The sequence below is a fragment of the Antarctobacter jejuensis genome, from assembly GCF_052266595.1.
Classification (GTDB): Bacteria; Pseudomonadota; Alphaproteobacteria; order Rhodobacterales; family Rhodobacteraceae; genus Antarctobacter; species Antarctobacter jejuensis.
On sequence record NZ_JBQQXJ010000006.1, the window covers coordinates 152,110 to 170,281 of the forward strand.

Sequence of the window (18,172 nt, forward strand, 5' to 3'; positions counted from 1 at the left end):
TTGGTCATTAACCTGTATAGGCAATGCCGCGCCGCGCAGAAAAGGGTGGCGTCCTTATGCGCGCGTGTCTTTGCGGCATGTGCATGAAAATTGGGCGGAATATTGATGATGACATCCGCGCCACCGGTGCTTGGCGGCGCGGTTGCCTTGGCTTATCACTGTCCCGGAACGGAAAAACCGTGGTCAAAACGGCAACTAGGGGGCAGTCATGAGTGACGTCAGAACCGAACGGCGCGGGCGCGTCATCCTCATCACCCTCGACCGGCCAAAGGCCAACGCCATTTCCGCCGCCACCAGCATAGCATTGGGCGAAGCGTTCCAGACCCTGCAGGACGATGACAGCCTGTCGGTCGGCATCATCACCGCCGGGGGAGAGCGGTTCTTTTCCGCTGGCTGGGACCTGAAGGCTGCGGCAGAGGGCGAGGCGGCGGATGCCTATCAGGGCGTTGGTGGTTTCGCCGGGCTGACCGAATTCTGGGGCCTTAAAAAGCCGGTGATCGCGGCCGTCAACGGTATGGCGATGGGCGGCGGGTTCGAACTGGCCTTGGCGGCGGACATGATCGTCGCCGCCGACCATGCCGAGTTCGCCTTGCCAGAGGCCAACATCGGCATTGTCCCCGACTCCGGCGGGGCGATCCGCCTGCCGCGCGTGCTGCCCCGTGCCATCGCGATGGAAATGATGATGACAGGCCGCCGCGCCACGGCTCAGGAACTGGCCCGCTGGGGTGTGATCAACCAGGTCGTGCCCGGCGCTGAATTGCTGGACGCCGCAATGGCGCTGGCCGACCGCGTCGCCGCCTCGGCCCCGCTGTCGCTGCAAGGGATCAAGGAGATCGACCGCGCGACCACGGGACTGAACGTGGAAGAGGCCTATGCCAAGATGCGTTCGGGCGATCTGCCGGTCTATGACCGCATCTACGCCAGCGAGGACGCGGCAGAGGGCATCGCATCCTTCTCCGAGAAACGCGACCCCGTCTGGAAGGGCCGCTGATGCTGGTCACGGAAACCTTTCTGCATGACTGGACGGGTGAGATTGCGGCTCCGCTGGTTCTGGTTCGCAATACGGTCAAACCGGAATGGGTGGACGAATTCCACCACCTCAACATGGCGCATTACCTGACGATCTGCGACCAGTCGAACTGGGCCTTCTGGAACTGGATCAATGCACCGGTCCAGACCATCGAAGCGAGGCAGGGCAACGAATACGCCATCGTGGAAAACCACGTCACCTACACCGGCGAACTGGCCGAGGGCGATGCGTTTTCCATCGAGACCCAGCTGCTGGACGTGGACGCCAAACGCTTTGTCCTGTTCCACCGGGTGCTGGATGCCGCTGGGCATCTCAGTGCGACGAACGAGGTCAAGTTCCTTGGCTTCAACCTTGATAAACGCCGTGCCGGAGGCTGGCAGCCGCAGGTGGCCGATCGGCTGGCGCAGGTCTTGGCCGCACATGAACAACTGGACCGACCATCGCAGGCGGGGCAGGGGATTGCCCTGAAAAAGCGCTAGGAATCGGCCCCTTTGCATCCGCGCCGCAATGCGCCCCAGAAACAGGAGATACCAGGTGAGCGACAACGACCTTTTCCCGAACGGCTGGACCCCGACAACACGCTACCCCGACCCGGCGGTGCAATCGCTGGACCCGGCGTTCGACAAGTATCGCCTGCCTCTGGCCGGTGTCGAACGGCTGGCGACGGGAATGCGCTGGTCTGAAGGGCCGGTCTGGTTCGGTGACGCCCGCCACCTGCTGTGGAGCGATATCCCCAACAACCGCATCATGCGCTGGTCCGAGGAAACCGGCGATGTCAGCGATTTTCGCGCGCCGTCCAATTTTGCCAATGGACACACGCGGGACCGGCAGGGCCGCCTGATCTCTTGCGAACATGGCGGGCGGCGCATCACCCGGACGGAGTATGACGGCACGATCACTGTCCTGATGGACAGCTTTGAGGGCAAACGCCTGAACTCGCCCAACGACATCATCGTGAAATCCGACGGTACAATCTGGTTCTCGGACCCTGTGTTCGGGATCCTGGGAAATTACGAAGGCTACAGGTCAGAACCGGAGCTGAGCCAAAACGTCTATTGCCTGAACCCGGACACGGGTGAGGCGATTGTGGTCGCTGACGATATCCTTGGCCCCAATGGCCTGTGCTTTTCGCCGGACGAAAGCATCCTCTACATCGTGGAATCCCGTGGTGTCCCGACCCGGAAGATCCTTGGCTACGATGTGGGCGCGGACGGGCGCACCCTGTCAAACAAACGTGTCGTGATCGACGCCGGACCGGGCACGCCGGACGGCATGCGCTGTGACGTGGACGGAAACCTGTGGTGCGGCTGGGGGATGGGAGATCCGGAACTGGATGGCGTCATGGTCTTTGCGCCGGATGGCAAACCCATCGGGCGCATCGCCTTGCCGGAACGCTGTGCCAACCTCTGCTTTGGCGGTCGTGCCAACAGCCGCCTGTTCATGGCAGCCTCGCAGTCGGTCTATGCGCTGTATGTGAATGTCGCGGGTGTGAAAGGCGGCTGAGCCGCACATTCCCCAAAATAATACGCGAGGCCCCGCCAAGGGCCTCGCGCTAGTCATTTCAACGGCTCAGTTCAGCGCCGCGTCAGAGATCACGCTGGTCCACGCGCCTTCAGGCTGCTTGGTGATGACGGGGTCCGACCCACCGGCCAGCAGCGTGTCCACGGTCCGCTGATAGTCCGCCGGGTCCAGAGCGCCGTTTGACCCTGCGGTCAGCTTGGCCACTTCGCCCATCATGCGGATCTGGTGCGCCTCGGTCTGCGCGCCGGTCTCATCATAGTCCAGCACGATCATCGCCGCGTCCTCGGGGTTTTCCTCGGCCCACTTCCAGCCCTTCATCGAGGCGGCGACAAAGCGGGTCATCTTGTCGACAAAGGCGTCGTCGGACAGGTTCTCTTCGAGAACGTAAAGACCGTCCTCCATCGTTGCCACGCCCTGATCCTGATACTTGAAGGTCACCAGTTCATCGGCGGAAACGCCCGCGTCGATCACCTGCCAGTATTCGTTGTAAGTCATGGTGGAGATGCAGTCCGCCTGACGCTGCAGCAGCGGATCGACATTGAAACCCTGCTTCAGAACTTCGACCGAGCCTTCCATCTTGCCCTCGGTCTTGACGCCCATGCTGCTCATCCACGACAGGAACGGGAATTCGTTGCCGAAGAACCAGACACCCAGCGTGCGGTTGTCCAGATCGTCGGGGGTTTCGATCCCGGCGTCCTTCCAGCACGTCAGCATCATGCCTGAGGATTTGAAAGGCTGCGCGATATTCACCAGCGGCAGGCCGTTTTCCCGCGCGGACAGCGCGGCGGGCATCCATTCCACCACGACGTCTGCGCCGCCGCCTGCGATCACCTGCGTCGGCGCGATGTCGGGACCGCCGGGCAGGATCGTCACGTCCAGATCGGCCTCTTCGTAATAGCCGTTTTCCAGCGCCACGTAGTAACCCGCGAACTGGGCCTGCGTGACCCATTTCAGCTGCAACGTGACCTCATCCGCGGCCAGTGCGGGGCTGGCCAGCCCCAGTGCCGCGACGGCGGCGATCCATGTCTGTTTCATCGTTCAGTACCTCCTTGGTGCCTATTGTCTTGTGGCCGGTTTTTCCGGTCCGGTTATCGGCCGCCCCGGTGCGAGGCGTGCCAGAATGTCAGGCGGCGTTCGGCAAGGGCAACGAGACCATAGAACATCGTGCCCGACAACGCCGACACGAGGATGGCCGACCAAACCATGCCAAGGTCAAGCTGTCCGATGCTGGTCGAGATGCGAAAGCCAAGGCCCATCGTCGGACTGCCAAAGAACTCGGCAACGATGGCCCCGATCAGCGCGAGCGTCGAGGAAATCTTGAGCCCGTTGAAGATGAAGGGCAGGGCTGCGGGCAGGCGCAGCGACCACAGGGTCTGGCCCCATGTGGCGGCATAGGTGCGCATCAGGTCGCGCTGCATCGCGGATGTTTCCGACAGTCCCGCCACCGTGTTCACCAGCATCGGGAAATAGACCATCAGAACCACCACAGCGGCCTTCGACTGCCAGCCAAAGCCGAACCACATCACGAGGATCGGCGCGGTGCCGACGATGGGCAGGGCGGCCATGAAGTTGCCCAGCGGCAGCAGCCCCCGGCGCAGATATTCTGACCGATCCACCAGCAGCGCAGTCAGGAAAGCCGCGCCGCAGCCGATGATATAGCCTGACAGGGCGCCTTTGAGGATGGTCTGGGTAAAGTCGCCCCAAAGCGTCCCGAGGTTCCCGGCGAAACTGACCGCAATCAGGGAAGGCGGCGGCAGGATCACTGTCGACACCTGCATCCCGCGCACGACCAGTTCCCACATACCCAGGACAGTCGCGCCAAAGATCAGCGGCACGGCAAGGCGTACAGCGCCGGTATTGCGCGCCGGTCCATTGGCCAGCACGACGTTCAGGGCAAAGCCCGCAATCCAGAGCAGGACGGCAAAAACGACCAGGGTCATGGGTTCATCCCCATCTTGCGCAGGGTTCGGCGTTCGATCCACGCGATGGCATAGACCAGCAGGGCGGCCAGCGCCGCCGCCACCAGCAGCGCGGCCCATATCTGTGCCGTCTGCCCGTAGTAGCTGCCTGCCAACATCCGTGCGCCAAGGCCGCCTTTCTGCACCGGCAATTCACCCACGATAGCACCCACAAGGCTGGCCGCGATGGCGATCTTGAGCGAGGCAAACAGGTAGGGGATCGACGCGGGCAGGCGCAGCTTCCACAGGATCGACGACACCGGCGCGCTATAGGTGCGCATCAGGTCCATCTGCATGGCGTCCGGGCTGCGCAGCCCCTTCACCATTCCCACGACCACCGGGAAGAAGGACAGGTAAGCAGAGATCACCGCCTTGGGGATCAGGCCCTGCACCCCGATGGAGTACAGCACCACGATGATCATCGGCGCCAGCGCCACGATCGGGATGGTCTGGCTGACAATCGCCCATGGCATCACGCTCATATCCATGACACGGCTGTGCACGATCCCCACCGCCAATAGGATGCCAAGGCCGGTGCCGATCAGGAAACCCACAAAGGTGGCGTTCAGCGTGACCAGCGCGTGATAGACAAGCGAGCGATTGCTGAGTGTGCCGGACCGCACGATCCCCCGCCGCCCGTTCATTTCCTCGTCAATCGTGGAATCGTAAAGCTCCACCAGCACCTGATGCGGTGCGGGCAGCTTTGGCCGGTCCGAGCTCCAGCTATCGCCAAGGGCGTGCGTGTTGCGCAGAACCAGGGCCCAGTTGCCCATGTCGCGCCGTTCGACCGCCGTGGGGGGCGACACCTCGACCCCTGTGCGTTCAGCGGCTGTCAGCACCTCTTTGACGTTCATCGGCACCACGGCCACGTACCAGATCGCCAGCAGGGCCAGCACCATGCCCAGAACGGGCGGCAGGAGGTAACGGCGTTTGGTCATGCGTTGCCCGCCTTTCGCCGCCATTCCATGCGGTACATCTCTGGCTCGCCCTTGTCCGGGGGCGGCAGTGTGGCGGCAACCTCAAATCCTTCGCGCCGATAAAATGCCTGTGCGCGGGTATTGGGCAGGTAGACAGTCAGCCACAGGTATGCGCGGCCCTGCTTGGCGGTCTCCATGAGCACGCGCCCGGTGCCGGTGCCGCGCCGTTCAAGGTAAATCGCGCCGATCTTCTCTTCCGCCGGGTCGACCGAGAGATACCCCTCGACCGGATTACCCACGACCCACATCTCCCGCGCGGCAAAGGCCTCTTGCATGAGCGGCAGCACAACTTGTTCGGTCGCGTTTCCGGGCATGTAGGGCGTTTCGCGGTCCCACGCGCAGACGATCCGCGCGCAGGCGGGCAGATCCTCAAACGTGGCGCGGCGGATCGGCAAGCTCATTCCTCGTACCCCGCGCGCAGCCCCTCGCGCACGCGATGGGCGATCTCGATGAATTCCGGCGTGTCGCGGATGTCCAGCGGGCGCTCCTTGGGCAGGGGGCTTTCGATCACGTCGGTGATCCGGCCCGGGCGCGGGCTCATCACCACGATATGTGTCGACAGGTAGACCGCTTCGGGGATCGAGTGGGTGACGAAGCCGATGGTCTTTTCCGTCTTGGCCCAGAGCTTCAGCACTTCTTCGTTCAGACGGTCGCGGACGATCTCATCCAGCGCGCCAAAGGGTTCATCCATCAACAGGATATCGGCGTCAAAGGCCAGCGCGCGGGCAATCGACGCCCGCTGCTGCATCCCGCCAGACAGTTGCCATGGGAACTTCTTTTCGAACCCGGAGAGTTCGACAAGATCCAGCACGCGCTTGACGCGTTCCTGCTGTTCGGCCTTGGAAAATCCCATGATCTCCAGCGGAAGGGCGATGTTGCGCCCGATTGTGCGCCACGGATACAGGCCCGCCGCCTGAAAGACATAGCCATAGGCCCGCGCCTTCCGCGCCTCGTCCGGGGTCATGCCATTCACGGTCAGACTGCCGCCGGTGGGATGTTCCAGCGCCGCGATGCACCGCAAAAAGGTCGTCTTGCCACAGCCCGACGGGCCGATAAAGCTGACGAAACTGCCCTTGGCAATGTCGAGGCTCACGTTTTTCAGGGCGTGCACCGGGCCATCATTGGTCTGGAAGGTCAGGTCTAGCGATTGGGCCTGAATGACCGGTGCCGCTGCCGCCCCGGTGTCCTTGTCGCCCCAGTTGGTGATTTCTTCGTCGTTCAACATTGTCCTGCCTTCAGGCGCTTGGTGGCCGGGGGCCACGGGCTGCGTCCCGATTTCATGTCCTTGGTTCCCAAAGCGTCGGATCGGCGAATTCCACGCTGTTCCCCGCCGGGTCACGCACATAGACCGAACGCGGACCGTGCGGCCAGTGGAAATCGCTTTCGATTTCGATGCCCGCACCGGTCAGTTGTGTCACCAGCGCATCAAGGTCTCTGCCCGGAACCGAGAAACACAGGTGCCCCGGACCCCGGGCGCCATGTGTGGGCACTGGCAAGGCGTCTTTGCCCGGGGGCAGTTCCGTCGCCTCCGCGATAAAGGCCAGCACCACGGTACTGCCGCAGCGAAAGAAGACATGCCGGCCATCGACGCGGATGATCCTATCCAGTCCCAGAATGCCGCTATAAAAGGCCTCGGTGCTGTCGAGGTCATCCACGTAAATAGCCGCCTCGAGGACGCCGGAGAGGGCGGGCACGCTCACACGGGTGCCCCGTGTTGGCGCCCGCCTGTCGGCCGTGTGTCCCCGAAGCTCGCCACTGTCAGACCCCGCTTGCCGGAATACCGCTGCGCTTGACCGGGCGCGGCGCGGTCAGCTCTTTCCATGTGCTCAGCGCCGTGTTGGTAGGCGTTGCACCTTTGCGTTCCACGAACTTGCCATGTCCTTCCTGGCTGGTCATCACGCCATCGGTCACGGCAACATGTCCGCGGGTCAGCGTGTAGCGCGGCAGGCCTTTCACCTCGTGGCCCTCGAAGACGTTGTAGTCGATGGCCGAGACCTGTTTGGCGGCGGTGATCGTCTTGGTCTTGTTCGGATCCCAGACCACGATATCCGCGTCGGACCCGACCCGGATCGCGCCCTTGCGCGGGTAGCAGTTCAGCACCTTGGCGATATTGGTCGAGGTCACGGCCACGAATTCCTCTTTCGTCAGACGTCCCGTCTCCACCCCATGTGTCCAGAGCATCGGCATCCGGTCCTCAAGACCCCCGGTGCCGTTGGGGATCTTGGTGAAATCGCCCACGCCGTAACGCTTTTGTTCGGTGGTAAAGGCACAGTGGTCGGTGGCCACAACGCTCAGAGACCCAGATTGCAGACCGGCCCAGAGGCTGTCCTGATGCAGCTTGTTGCGGAACGGCGGGGACATGACACGGCGCGCGGCGTGGTCCCAGTCGGGATGCGCATATTCGCTGTCGTCCAGTGTCAGGTGTTGGATCAGCGGCTCGCCCCAGACGCGCTTGCCCTGTTGGCGGGCACGGCGGATCGCCTCATGCGCCTCTTCGCAGGACACGTGCACGATATAGAGCGGCACACCGGCCATGTCGGCGATCATGATCGCGCGGTTGGCGGCCTCACCCTCGACCTGCGGGGGGCGCGAATAGGCATGCGCCTCCGGCCCGGTGTTGCCCTCGGCAAGCAGTCGCGCCTGAAGGTCCGCGACCACGTCGCCGTTTTCCGCGTGGACCATGGCGATCCCGCCCAGTTCCCCGATGCGCTGAAAGCTGGCGAACATCTCGTCGTCCTGCACCATCAGCGCGCCCTTGTAGGCCATGAAGTGCTTGAAGGTGGTGATGCCGCGATCCTCGACCACAGTCTTCATCTCGTTGAAGACCTGTTCGCCCCACCACGTCACCGCCATGTGGAAGGAATAGTCGCAATGCGCGCGGGTGGATTTGTTGTCCCACATCTGCAGCGCATCCAGCAGACCCTGACCGGGCGAGGGCAGGGCAAAATCGATCACCATCGTGGTGCCACCGGCCAGCGCGGCCCGCGTGCCGCTATCGAAATCATCGCTGGAATAGGTGCCCATAAAGGGCATCTCCAGATGGGTATGCGGATCGATCCCGCCGGGCATGACGTAACAGCCGGTGGCGTCCAACTCCTTGTCGCCGCTCAGGTTGTCGCCGATCTCGACGATCTTGCCGCCGTCGACCAAAACGTCGGCCTTCCAGCTCAGATCCGCCGTCACGACGGTGCCGTTCTTGATGACTGTGGTCATTGGCTCAACTCCCCTTGCAGTCTTGAAACAGTATGGTTGCGGTCGGGTTGTCCCCGGCGATCGATGCGTGTGACACCAGTACGCTGCACTCCTGTCCGTCCGGCAGTTCCCACGTTCCGGCGTGCCCCTGTGTCAGTGACTTCATTTGTGTCCCCAGCGTGGTGTCTATCCGGTTCGGGTTCAAGACGACGAAGACCGCCGTCACGCCGGTTTCGCAATTCACCCTGATGTTGTCCTGCGGCGTGATGGTGTCGGCTTTGCCATTCGGTAGGCACCCCGCCTCGTCCACAAGAGCCAGTTCGAACGGCAAAAGCGTGTCAATCCGTTCGTAGTCGCGTGCCGCGACAGCCTCGGACAGGGCGGCCAGTTTCTCCCGCGTTTCAGAGGTATAGACGGTTGTGACCGTCGGATCTGAAATCACCTCGTTCAGCTTGGTCAGGGCGTCTTCAGCCGCCGACAGTTTCCCGCGACCCTCCAAGAGGCCCTCTTCGTAGCGGGCGCTGCCCGTCAAAGCCTGACCAAGCGCAAAGCCTGCAGCCAGGCAACCGATTGCCGAGGCGATGTTGCCGAAGGTCAGCAGCCGGGACATGGCGCAACCTTCGACAGGATTTGCGGCGCGGCTGTCACTCCACAATCTCCGCCGTCTCCACCACCGCGTGGAACAGCACATCCGCCCCCGCCTTGGCCCAGTCCTTGGAAATCTCCTCGGCCTCGTTATGGCTCAACCCATCCACGCAAGGGCACATCACCATCGCCGTGGGTGCCACCCGGTTGATCCAGCAGGCGTCGTGCCCCGCGCCGGAGATGATGTTGCGATGCGTGTATCCCAGTCGCTCGGCGGCGTTGCGGATGGCGGAAACGCAGGTTTCGTCGAAATCCACCGGGTCAAACCCGCCGACCTTCTCGAATTCGACCTCCAGCCCCATGTCGCGACAGATCTCTTCCGCCGCCACCTTCAGCCGCGCCTCCATATCCTTGATCACGGCCAGTTCAGGCGACCGGAAATCCACCGTGAACACCACCTTGCCGGGGATCACGTTGCGGGAGTTCGGGTAGACGTCGATATGGCCCGCCGCGCCCACCGCATGCGGCGCGTGGCTCAGCGCGATCTCCTCGACCTTTTCTAGGATGCGCGCCATGCCCAGACCGGCATTCCGCCGCATTGGCATCGGGGTGGACCCGGTATGCGATTCCTTGCCCGTCACCGTCACCTGCGTCCACGAAAGGCCCTGCCCGTGGGTGACAACGCCGATATCCACGCCTTCGGCCTCAAGGATCGGCCCTTGTTCGATGTGCAGTTCAAAGAAGGCGTGCATCTTGCGTGCGCCCACCTCTTCGTCGCCCTTCCAGCCGATCCGCTCCAACTCGTCGCCAAACCGTTTGCCCTCTGCATCCTCGCGGTCGTAAGCCCAGTCCTGCGTGTGGATGCCGGCAAAGACGCCCGAGGCCAGCATCGCCGGCGCAAACCGCGTGCCTTCCTCGTTGGTCCAGTTCGTGACCACGATCGGGTGTTTCGTCTTGATCCCGAGGTCGTTCAGCGACCGGATGATCTCCAGCCCGCCCAACACGCCCAGAATCCCGTCGTATTTCCCGCCCGTCGGCTGCGTGTCCAGGTGAGAACCGACATAGACCGGCAGCGCGTCGGGGTCTGTCCCCTCGCGCCGCGCGAACATGTTGCCCATGGTGTCCAGCCCCATGGTGCAACCGGCCTCTTCGCACCAGCGTTGAAACAGCGCGCGCCCTTCGCCATCTTCATCGGTCACGGTCTGGCGGTTGTTGCCGCCCGCGATTCCCGGGCCGATCTTGGCCATTTCCATCAGGCTGTCCCACAGCCGGTCTGCGTTGATGGTCATGTTGGCGGCCAGAGGCATGGCAATACTCCCCGTTTTTTTCCCGTCTCTTCTACGAGCTTTCCGATTTGACCAATCGGTCAAAAGCACGCTACCAGAGGCGCAAGGTCAGTCAAGCATCCTGCCATCTATTCTGGCAGATGCACGGAAAAGAGGCGCGGGGCGGGGCACATGAGTGGAAAAACAGCACAGGGCCAAGACGGTGCCGCGCCGCCGCAGACCCGCATCCAACGCGCCAAACGGCGGGCCATTCTCGAAGCGGGTCTGACAGTCTTTTCCGAGGCCGGTTTCAGGGGCGCCACGCTGGACCGGATCGCCGGAGAGGCGGGTCTGTCGAAGCCCAATCTGCTGTATTATTACCCGTCGAAAGAGGCGATCTATGATGCGCTTCTTCAGGACTTGCTGGAAACATGGCTGGATCCGCTGCATGGGCTGAACCCGCAGGGTGAGCCGGTGGAGGAAATCCTTGCCTATGTCCGGCGCAAGCTGCAGATGTCACGGGATTTTCCGCGGGAAAGTCGCCTCTTTGCCAATGAGATCGTGCAGGGCGCCCCGCGCATCCTGCCCGCTCTGGAAGGAGAGTTGCGGGGCATGGTGAACGAGGCCGCGCGGGTGATCGACGGCTGGATTGCCGAGGGGCGTCTGGCTGCGGTCGACCCAAAGCACCTGTTGTTCTCGGTCTGGTCGCTGACTCAGCACTATGCGGATTTCGATGTGCAGGTGCGGGCGGTGCTGGATGAAAAGGACCCGTTCCCAGGGGCCGAGGCGCATCTCGAAATCCTGTTCCGGCGCTTGCTGACCCCCGCCTAACTGTCGTCTTTCGGCCGACGCGCCCATGTCAGGTAACGGTCTGCCAGCAGGTGTTCACAAATCTTGAACACCAGCCAGCAGGACAGGGACATCGCGCCCCAAAACGCCAGTTCGCCCACCTGCCACAGGGCGCCGTTCCGGATCGCCTCCCAGCCGAATTTGCGGATGAAGGCAAGGCTGGCCATGGCCTGCGAAAACAGGTTCACCGTGACAAAGGCAAAGACTGCGGCGGTACATCCCGCCAGCAGGAAAACCGCCAGCGTCGGCCAGCGGGTAAGATTGAACAGGCGCATGAAGTCCCTCCCGGTTTCAGGATGCCAAGCCCGTCGCGGCGCGGCAAGCTCTGGGATGGCTTTCTGAACTCCGGGTAAAATGGAAAAGGCGCGACCAATCCGGCGCGCCTTTTCAGTTTCTTTGGGCTGAAAATACCTATTGGCCGCAGGCCCGCAAGGGGCAGCGCCCCTTGCTCCTTACTCTGCGGCTTTCGCCATCGGGTTGTTCGGATGCGTCGTCCAGTTGGCATAGTCGTCCGACACTGTCTTGCCGGTGCGCGGATCGACGGCGCCGGCCTCCAGCCGTTCCATGGTGATGCAATCCTCGACCGGGCAGACATCGATGCACAGGTTGCAGGCCACGCATTCCGCGTCGTTGACCTCGAACACCCGGCCTTCCTTCATCCAGATCGCCTGATGGCTGGTGTCCTCACAGGCGGCATAACAGCGACCGCATTTGATGCAGGCGTCCTGATCGATGCGCGCCTTGGTGACGTAGTTCAGGTTCAGGTACTGCCAGTCGGTGACATTGGGCACCGCCCGACCGACGACCTCGGACACGTTGCGATAGCCCTTTTCGTCCATCCACGCGGACAGGCCGCGTTTCATCTCTTCGACGATCTTGAAGCCATAGGTCATTGCCGCCGTGCAGACCTGCACGTTGCCACATCCCAGCGCGATGAATTCCGCCGCATCGCGCCACGTGGTGACGCCGCCGATGCCGGAAATCGGCATGCCATGAGTCTCTTGCGCGCGGGCGATCTCGGATACCATCGACAAGGCGATGGGCTTGACCGCCGGGCCGCAGTAACCGCCGTGCGATCCCTTGCCATCAATGGTCGGTTCGGGTGCGAAATTGTCCAGATCGACAGAGGTGATGGAATTGATCGTGTTGATCAGCGACACTGCATCGGCGCCGCCGTTCCGGGCTGCGGCGGCGGGTTTGCGGATGTCGGTGATGTTGGGGGTCAGTTTCACGATCACGGGCTTGTCGTAATACTGCTTGCACCAGCGCGTGACCATTTCGATATACTCGGGCACCTGACCCACGGCAGAGCCCATGCCGCGCTCGCTCATCCCGTGCGGGCAGCCAAAGTTCAGCTCGATCCCGTCGCAGCCGGTCTCTGCGACGCGCGGCAGGATGGCCTTCCACGCGGCTTCCTCGCAGGGCACCATGATCGAGGCGATCAGCGCGCGGTCGGGGTAGTCCGCCTTGACCCGGGCCATTTCCTCCAGGTTCGTCTCCAGAGGGCGGTCGGTGATCAGCTCAATGTTGTTGATGCCCAGCACCCGGCGGTCGGCCCCGTAGACCACGCCATAGCGCGGGCCGTTGACGTTCACGACCGGAGGGCCTTCGGAGCCCAGCGTCTTCCAGACCACGCCGCCCCATCCCGCGTCAAAGGCGCGGCGGACGTTGTATTCCTTGTCGGTCGGCGGCGCCGAGGCGAGCCAGAAGGGGTTCGGGCTCTTGATGCCCACGAAATCGGTGGTCAGGTCAGCCATTGCTTGTCTCCCTGTAATGCGAGCGTAGGGCGGGATTTATCCCGCCGCTCCCGTCAATGCGGTGTGAATGTCCTCGGCTGCATCGCGGCCTTCGGCCACGGCGACCACGGTCAGGTCCTCGCCGGGCGTGCAGTCGCCCCCGGCCCAGATCCCGGGCACGGAGGTCCGCCCCGCCTCATTCACCTTGATCTTGCGCCCATCCAGTTCCAGCCCGTCGACCGGGGCCAGGGTCTGGCCGATGGCCCGGAACACCTGATCTGCGGGGAGGCGAAAGGTTTCACCGGTGCCCGACAACCTGCCGTCCACCTCGGCGGTGTACTCCAGTTCGATCTCGGCCGCCGCGCCATTGCCGTGGATCGCCACGGGGACAACATTGGTCAGCAGGCGCACCCCTTTGGAGGTGGCCAGATCCTGTTCGAACCGGCTGGCGCCCATCTGTTCCTGCGACCGGCGATAGGCCAGCGTCACGCTCTCCGCCCCCAGAAGCTTTGATTGAACCGCCGCGTCGATGGCGGTCATGCCGCCGCCGATGACCACCACATGTCGCCCGACGGGCAGGTCCGTCAGGTCGTCGGACTGCCGCAAGGCAGAGATAAAGCTGACCGCGTCTTCGACACCGGCCCGTTCCCCGCCGTCGATTTCCATGGTGTTCACGCCCGACAGGCCGACGCCCAGAAACACCGCGTCAAAGTTTTCGCGCAGGCTGTCCAGCGCCACCTCCGCGCCAAGGGCCTGACCGTATTCGATCCGAATGCCTCCGATGCCCAACAGCCAGTCGACCTCGCGGGCGGCGAACTCATCTGTGCTCTTGTAGGCGGCGATGCCGTATTCGTTCAGCCCGCCGGGCTTGGCCTTGGCCTCGTAGATCGTGACGTCATGACCCTTCATGGCAAGCCGATGCGCACAGGCAAGACCGGCTGGACCGGCACCGACGACAGCAACACGTTTGCCGGTAGAGGCCGCGCGCTGGAACGGATGCCCCTGACGCGCCATCAGGCTGTCCGTCGCGTGGCGCTGCAGGCGGCCGATCTCGACCGGTTTGCCCTCTGCGGTCTCTCGCACGCAGGCTTCTTCGCACAGCGTTTCGGTCGGGCAGACGCGGGCGCACATGCCGCCCAGGATGTTCTGCTCAAAGATCGTGCGCGCCGCCGCCTCCGGCATCCCGGTCGCGATCTGGCGAATGAACAGCGGGATGTCGATGTCGGTGGGGCAGGCGGTGACGCAGGGCGCGTCATGACAGAAATAACACCGATCCGCCGCAACGGCGGCTTCATGGCCGTCATAGGCGGCATGCAGGTCTTCGAAATTTCGCGCCAATTGATCCTGGCTGAGGCGCCCGGCTGCGATACCGGGGGTCTGCGGGCTGGTCATGGCCTCTCCCTGTTCTTTTTTGCGTTCCTGAAAAACAGCCTGCCACAGTCCGGAATTTTATCAAACGGTAAAATTTACTCCGGCCATTTTCGCGCGAAAAATCCGGGTCGATGCCCGTCCGGTCAGCACGAAACGAAAAAAGGGGCCCGCAGGCCCCTTTCATCATCCGTTGTTTGCCCTGTGTCAGCTGCCGGGGGCAACCACCAACTGCACCCGCCGGTTCTGCGCCGAGGCGGGATCCCAAGTGTTCTTCAGCTTGCTAAAGCCGACGCCAACCGCCTCGATCTGGGAGGAGGGCAGGCCCATGGTCGCCCGCACGTAATTGGCGACGGACTGCGCGCGGCGCAGCGATAGCTGATTGTTGTAAGCCGCGCTGCCGACCGCATCGGTGTGCCCGATAAAGATCAAGGTTCTGTTTTGAAATTGCGGGTCGCTCAGCGCGCTGGACAGGCTGGACAGCTTGGCCATGGCCTGCGGCGTCAGCGCGTCAGAGTTGTAGGCAAACAGCACCTCAAGGTCGATCGTCGGCAACGGCTTGGGATCCGGGCGCGGCCCAATGGCCAGCGCGGCCGAATTGCCACTGTTCGGGGGCGGGGCGGCCGCAACGCGCTTGGCCACGCCAAGGTTCTGCACGTCATCAAGAGTAAAGGACGCGCCGGCATCGAATTCCGCGCTTTCGCAGGCGGATTGATCCAGCAGACAATCGCGCATCTCGGATGCGGCGCCATCCGCCTTGGGCGTGTTGTCGACTTGGGGAGCGGGGTCAAGCTTGAAGGAATCGAGCGTAACGGTGGATTGCGCCGCGGCCATGGCCGGCAAACAAAGCGCAGCGCAGGCGATAAGAAAGTGTTTGGTCATAACGGCCTCCTGAAAAGCTGAGCGCAGGATAGACGAACGTCGGCGCTTTTTCCAGCTTGCGCATTTTTTCCGGGCCTTCCGCAACGCTTTTGTTATGGTTGCGGCAGGATTGTTTTGACTGGGGATTGCCATGCTTCGTTTCGACCGGATTCTGGCCTTTATCTGTGCCGCATCGCTCGGCACAAGCCTGACGGCCCAGACCTTTCAGGCCGGGGTCGAGAACGAGGTTGCGGTCGAGGGCTACAACAACGAGCCGATCAACATCTATTCCAAGACAGCGGATTTCAGAAAGCTGGGGCTGGGCGTGGGCAAGCTCAACGTCAGCCACGACAAGGGCAACAACCCCTGCACCGCCTTTCTGGTGTCTCCCACCCATATCCTGACCAATCACCACTGCATTCCCGGCGTGCTGGAGGATCCGCGCATCGGCGCGACCCAGATCCTGTCCGCCAGTTTCCTTGCCGGTTTCGATGAACCGGGGCGCGCGGATGAGGCCGATCATTTCCCGGTCAACATCACGCCTGTCGAGACATCAAAGGAACTGGATTACACGGTGCTGGAGGTCACGGGCGTGCCGATCGACCGCTTTCCGCCTCTGCCATTGACCGACCAGATGCCGACCGAGGGCCTGCCGTACTGGATCATCGGGCATCCGCTGGGCAAATCGCTGCACATCAGTCGCGAAGGCTGCCGTGCGGCGCGTCCCCCGGTCGAAGGCAACCGCCTGCGCCACACCTGTGACACGCTGGGCGGCAATTCCGGCTCTCCGATCATTGACAGTTCGACCCGGCAGGTGATCGGTCTGCACAACTCCGGGGATCGCAACGTCGGCATCAACTTTGGCATTCCGATGAAGCTGATCCTCGAAAACTCCAGCGTTCTGAAGGTGACCAAGGCGGAGCCGCCCAAACCCCTGCCGATGATTACCCGCGTCTTTCCCTCGTCCGCCGGTGTCGGGGGAGAGCTGTCGATTGTCGGCGATGTGCCCAGTTCCTGCACGCCTGCCTTTGTCGACATCTCCAAAAGCCTCGACCTGACGCCGATCCCGCTGGAGATTTTCGAACAGGTCGTTCTGGGTCCGCTGCAGACGCGCTACCAGATCACCGTGACCAGCGATTACAGGATCTTCGTTCAGGAAGAGGATGAAAAGGGCGAGCACAAACTCGGTACGCTGTGCGGGTCAACGGACCTGACCGATCCGGAACAGTTGCGCGCGGCGCTGCGTGGCGTGGTCGGTGCCCTGCAACAGGGGCGTCTGGACGGGCAGGTTAATGTGGCCGGCGGCACAGTCGATTTCGCGTTCACGACCTACATGATCGAATGATGCGGGCCGGCCTGTGGGCCGCCGCCGCATTGGTGTTGGCGGGGCAGGCCGCCATGTCCGCCGAGGTGAAGTTGCGGGGCGAATTGCGCCCCCGGCTGGAGCAACTGGTCCCGATCTACGGCGACTGGAACAACAATTTCGAACACGGGCCGATCATCCAGCCGGGACTGGACTATTGGCGCGGCATGCGCGTCATCGGGATCACCGGCGTGATCGAGGAAGGCGACGCGCAGAAACTGGCAGACCTGCTGGGACCAGAGGATGAGGTCGGCGCCTTTGTCGTTGTCCTGAATTCGCCGGGCGGCAGTTTTCTCGAAGGGGTCCGGATCGGCCAGGTGCTGGAACCGTTTCGCGGCGGCAATGACTCGCCAGCGCTGCACGGGGTCGTGGTTCTGGCCGGTGAGACCTGCAATTCCGCCTGCGCCGTGGCCTTTGCGCTGGCCGCGATGCCGCGCGATTCAGGGCGCTCCGTCCGCTTTGTAGAGCTTGGGGCGCAGCTTGGCTTTCACATGCCCTTCGTGCCAATCGATCAACAGGCCGTCCGTACCGAGGTCGCGCAGGCGATGGACCTTACCTATCAGATCATGTCCGAATACATGCGCCTGATCGGCAACGGGATTGCGCCCTCCGCGCTGGTCCAGAACGCGCTGCATTACCGCCGCCCGGAGGAGTTCTTCATGCTGCGGGGCGGTTTGATCACACGGTTCATGGATTTCGTTCCCGTGGCCGGACCGCGCGGGGCAACACCGATTGCCCTGTCAGGACTGACCGAACGGGATGCGCTGAGCATGTGCCAGTACCTGACCTATTCGCAGGGCCGCATGATGACGGCGGATGACTACGAATGGTGGCCGGTGAACGTTTCGGGCGAAACCGAGGCCGCGACGCCCCTGACCGATCTCTTCCGCAGGTTCGGCGCTGACCGGCTGGCCCTTGACGGCTGCATGATCGAGCGGTTGGACGGCGATATACTTGGCATCGAGGATGAGGGCGACTGCGGGCGCGATTTCATTGGCGGCGGCTGGTGTGCCAAACCGCGTGACGCATTCGACAAACCGCTGCCGCCCGCCACGGGCGCGTTACTGGCCGACAGCCTTGGCTGTCACCTGGGGCAGATGACCCGCGCCTTTTACACATGGGACTGGCGCAATGCCTTTCTCGAAGAGGAAGAACCAGCCACCTACCGTTGGTCGGGCGAAACCGATCCGGACAAACCCGTGCACAAGCTGGACTGGGGCGGCGCCCGGTTGGAGACGAACCTGAACATCCGCACCACGCCGGGCGGCGACCTTGTCGCGCGCTGGAACGAGGGCACGCCTGTTCAGGTGCTGGATTGCACGCTATCGGCGGACGGGCAGGGGGTCTGGTATCAGGTCGCGTCCGGAGGCGTGACCGGCTGGGCCAGCGCGCGCTACGTGGATGTGCCCGCGCTGCGCAAGTGGGACAATGCCATCCGCCCGGTCGGGATCGAATAGAAAAGGCGGC

General features: G+C 63.1%; 19 protein-coding genes. 6 read left to right on the plus strand and 13 right to left on the minus strand.

The window, feature by feature from the left end; translation table 11 throughout:
• Positions 1 to 208: 208 nt before the first annotated feature.
• From ACTXGA_RS10620 to ACTXGA_RS10630, 3 genes are read left to right on the plus strand one after another with little or no spacing between them, the layout of a single operon-like run.
• Positions 209 to 991, plus strand: coding sequence for an enoyl-CoA hydratase-related protein (locus ACTXGA_RS10620; RefSeq protein WP_443393420.1), 783 nt, complete (start codon positions 209 to 211; stop codon positions 989 to 991).
• Positions 991 to 1,509, plus strand: a complete 519-nt coding sequence (locus ACTXGA_RS10625) for a thioesterase family protein (protein ID WP_443393422.1) — start codon at positions 991 to 993, stop codon at positions 1,507 to 1,509. Before ACTXGA_RS10620 ends, ACTXGA_RS10625 begins: the two co-directional genes overlap by 1 nt.
• 55 nt (positions 1,510 to 1,564) lie before the next feature.
• Positions 1,565 to 2,533: an SMP-30/gluconolactonase/LRE family protein gene (locus ACTXGA_RS10630; RefSeq protein ID WP_443393424.1), complete on the plus strand. Its 969-nt coding sequence runs from the start codon at positions 1,565 to 1,567 to the stop codon at positions 2,531 to 2,533.
• A 66-nt stretch (positions 2,534 to 2,599) separates the two neighbouring features.
• Here ACTXGA_RS10630 and ACTXGA_RS10635 read toward each other — a convergent pair whose 3' ends face one another.
• Genes ACTXGA_RS10635 through ACTXGA_RS10675 form a run of 9 tightly spaced genes read right to left on the minus strand, consistent with a single transcriptional unit; the run spans position 2,600 to position 10,570 of the window.
• Positions 2,600 to 3,586 (minus strand): ABC transporter substrate-binding protein, encoded by a 987-nt coding sequence (locus ACTXGA_RS10635; protein WP_443393426.1) that lies wholly within the window; start codon positions 3,584 to 3,586, stop codon positions 2,600 to 2,602.
• A gap of 53 nt (positions 3,587 to 3,639) precedes the next feature.
• Complete coding sequence (locus tag ACTXGA_RS10640) at positions 3,640 to 4,491, minus strand: ABC transporter permease (RefSeq protein ID WP_443393428.1); 852 nt, start codon at positions 4,489 to 4,491, stop codon at positions 3,640 to 3,642.
• Positions 4,488 to 5,447: an ABC transporter permease gene (locus ACTXGA_RS10645; protein WP_443393430.1), complete on the minus strand. Its 960-nt coding sequence runs from the start codon at positions 5,445 to 5,447 to the stop codon at positions 4,488 to 4,490. Before ACTXGA_RS10645 ends, ACTXGA_RS10640 begins: the two co-directional genes overlap by 4 nt.
• Positions 5,444 to 5,887 (minus strand): GNAT family N-acetyltransferase, encoded by a 444-nt coding sequence (locus ACTXGA_RS10650; protein WP_443393432.1) that lies wholly within the window; start codon positions 5,885 to 5,887, stop codon positions 5,444 to 5,446. The genes ACTXGA_RS10645 and ACTXGA_RS10650 overlap by 4 nt, the downstream gene beginning before the upstream one ends.
• The gene (locus ACTXGA_RS10655) at positions 5,884 to 6,711 is read right to left on the minus strand and encodes an ABC transporter ATP-binding protein (protein WP_443393434.1); all 828 of its coding nucleotides are present in this window, start codon (positions 6,709 to 6,711) and stop codon (positions 5,884 to 5,886) included. The genes ACTXGA_RS10650 and ACTXGA_RS10655 overlap by 4 nt, the downstream gene beginning before the upstream one ends.
• Before the next feature lie 52 nt (positions 6,712 to 6,763).
• Positions 6,764 to 7,186 (minus strand): VOC family protein, encoded by a 423-nt coding sequence (locus tag ACTXGA_RS10660; protein ID WP_443393436.1) that lies wholly within the window; start codon positions 7,184 to 7,186, stop codon positions 6,764 to 6,766.
• A 58-nt stretch (positions 7,187 to 7,244) separates the two neighbouring features.
• The gene (hydA, locus tag ACTXGA_RS10665) at positions 7,245 to 8,699 is read right to left on the minus strand and encodes a dihydropyrimidinase (RefSeq protein WP_443393438.1); all 1,455 of its coding nucleotides are present in this window, start codon (positions 8,697 to 8,699) and stop codon (positions 7,245 to 7,247) included.
• A gap of 4 nt (positions 8,700 to 8,703) precedes the next feature.
• The gene (locus ACTXGA_RS10670; RefSeq protein WP_443393440.1) at positions 8,704 to 9,288 is read right to left on the minus strand and encodes a hypothetical protein; all 585 of its coding nucleotides are present in this window, start codon (positions 9,286 to 9,288) and stop codon (positions 8,704 to 8,706) included.
• A 34-nt stretch (positions 9,289 to 9,322) separates the two neighbouring features.
• The gene (locus ACTXGA_RS10675; protein WP_443393442.1) at positions 9,323 to 10,570 is read right to left on the minus strand and encodes a Zn-dependent hydrolase; all 1,248 of its coding nucleotides are present in this window, start codon (positions 10,568 to 10,570) and stop codon (positions 9,323 to 9,325) included.
• A gap of 150 nt (positions 10,571 to 10,720) precedes the next feature.
• Between ACTXGA_RS10675 and ACTXGA_RS10680 the strand changes: the two genes are divergently transcribed.
• Positions 10,721 to 11,359, plus strand: coding sequence for a TetR family transcriptional regulator C-terminal domain-containing protein (locus ACTXGA_RS10680; protein ID WP_443393444.1), 639 nt, complete (start codon positions 10,721 to 10,723; stop codon positions 11,357 to 11,359).
• On the opposite strand, the gene ACTXGA_RS10685 is transcribed toward ACTXGA_RS10680, so the two are convergent.
• The 4 genes from ACTXGA_RS10685 to ACTXGA_RS10700 form a co-directional block, all read right to left on the minus strand.
• Positions 11,356 to 11,652: a hypothetical protein gene (locus tag ACTXGA_RS10685; protein WP_443393446.1), complete on the minus strand. Its 297-nt coding sequence runs from the start codon at positions 11,650 to 11,652 to the stop codon at positions 11,356 to 11,358. The two genes, ACTXGA_RS10680 and ACTXGA_RS10685, sit on opposite strands and share 4 nt — an antisense overlap.
• A gap of 177 nt (positions 11,653 to 11,829) precedes the next feature.
• Positions 11,830 to 13,134, minus strand: a complete 1,305-nt coding sequence (preA, locus tag ACTXGA_RS10690; RefSeq protein WP_443393447.1) for an NAD-dependent dihydropyrimidine dehydrogenase subunit PreA — start codon at positions 13,132 to 13,134, stop codon at positions 11,830 to 11,832.
• A 36-nt stretch (positions 13,135 to 13,170) separates the two neighbouring features.
• Positions 13,171 to 14,505, minus strand: a complete 1,335-nt coding sequence (locus ACTXGA_RS10695; RefSeq protein WP_443393449.1) for an NAD(P)-dependent oxidoreductase — start codon at positions 14,503 to 14,505, stop codon at positions 13,171 to 13,173.
• 183 nt (positions 14,506 to 14,688) lie between these two features.
• A complete protein-coding gene (locus ACTXGA_RS10700; RefSeq protein ID WP_443393451.1) occupies positions 14,689 to 15,363 on the minus strand; it encodes an OmpA family protein in 675 nt (224 codons plus the stop codon).
• Positions 15,364 to 15,493: 130 nt separating this feature from the next.
• Between ACTXGA_RS10700 and ACTXGA_RS10705 the strand changes: the two genes are divergently transcribed.
• Together ACTXGA_RS10705 and ACTXGA_RS10710 are read left to right on the plus strand one after the other, a co-directional pair.
• Positions 15,494 to 16,687, plus strand: a complete 1,194-nt coding sequence (locus tag ACTXGA_RS10705; RefSeq protein ID WP_443393452.1) for a trypsin-like serine peptidase — start codon at positions 15,494 to 15,496, stop codon at positions 16,685 to 16,687.
• Positions 16,687 to 18,162 (plus strand): SH3 domain-containing protein, encoded by a 1,476-nt coding sequence (locus tag ACTXGA_RS10710; RefSeq protein ID WP_443393454.1) that lies wholly within the window; start codon positions 16,687 to 16,689, stop codon positions 18,160 to 18,162. The genes ACTXGA_RS10705 and ACTXGA_RS10710 overlap by 1 nt, the downstream gene beginning before the upstream one ends.
• Positions 18,163 to 18,172 lie beyond the last annotated feature (10 nt).

Bases quoted from the DNA above. Each gene is read 5' to 3' on its own strand.
- ACTXGA_RS10620 (WP_443393420.1), top strand. From the start codon at position 209: ATGAGTGACGTCAGAACCGAACGGCGCGGGCGCGTCATCCTCATCACC.
- ACTXGA_RS10625 (WP_443393422.1), top strand. From the start codon at position 991: ATGCTGGTCACGGAAACCTTTCTGCATGACTGGACGGGTGAGATTGCG.
- ACTXGA_RS10635 (WP_443393426.1), bottom strand. From the start codon at position 3,586: ATGAAACAGACATGGATCGCCGCCGTCGCGGCACTGGGGCTGGCCAGC.
- ACTXGA_RS10640 (WP_443393428.1), bottom strand. From the start codon at position 4,491: ATGACCCTGGTCGTTTTTGCCGTCCTGCTCTGGATTGCGGGCTTTGCC.
- ACTXGA_RS10645 (WP_443393430.1), bottom strand. From the start codon at position 5,447: ATGACCAAACGCCGTTACCTCCTGCCGCCCGTTCTGGGCATGGTGCTG.
- ACTXGA_RS10650 (WP_443393432.1), bottom strand. From the start codon at position 5,887: ATGAGCTTGCCGATCCGCCGCGCCACGTTTGAGGATCTGCCCGCCTGC.
- ACTXGA_RS10655 (WP_443393434.1), bottom strand. From the start codon at position 6,711: ATGTTGAACGACGAAGAAATCACCAACTGGGGCGACAAGGACACCGGG.
- hydA (WP_443393438.1), bottom strand. From the start codon at position 8,699: ATGACCACAGTCATCAAGAACGGCACCGTCGTGACGGCGGATCTGAGC.
- ACTXGA_RS10670 (WP_443393440.1), bottom strand. From the start codon at position 9,288: ATGTCCCGGCTGCTGACCTTCGGCAACATCGCCTCGGCAATCGGTTGC.
- ACTXGA_RS10675 (WP_443393442.1), bottom strand. From the start codon at position 10,570: ATGCCTCTGGCCGCCAACATGACCATCAACGCAGACCGGCTGTGGGAC.
- ACTXGA_RS10680 (WP_443393444.1), top strand. From the start codon at position 10,721: ATGAGTGGAAAAACAGCACAGGGCCAAGACGGTGCCGCGCCGCCGCAG.
- ACTXGA_RS10685 (WP_443393446.1), bottom strand. From the start codon at position 11,652: ATGCGCCTGTTCAATCTTACCCGCTGGCCGACGCTGGCGGTTTTCCTG.
- preA (WP_443393447.1), bottom strand. From the start codon at position 13,134: ATGGCTGACCTGACCACCGATTTCGTGGGCATCAAGAGCCCGAACCCC.
- ACTXGA_RS10695 (WP_443393449.1), bottom strand. From the start codon at position 14,505: ATGACCAGCCCGCAGACCCCCGGTATCGCAGCCGGGCGCCTCAGCCAG.
- ACTXGA_RS10700 (WP_443393451.1), bottom strand. From the start codon at position 15,363: ATGACCAAACACTTTCTTATCGCCTGCGCTGCGCTTTGTTTGCCGGCC.
- ACTXGA_RS10705 (WP_443393452.1), top strand. From the start codon at position 15,494: ATGCTTCGTTTCGACCGGATTCTGGCCTTTATCTGTGCCGCATCGCTC.
- ACTXGA_RS10710 (WP_443393454.1), top strand. From the start codon at position 16,687: ATGCGGGCCGGCCTGTGGGCCGCCGCCGCATTGGTGTTGGCGGGGCAG.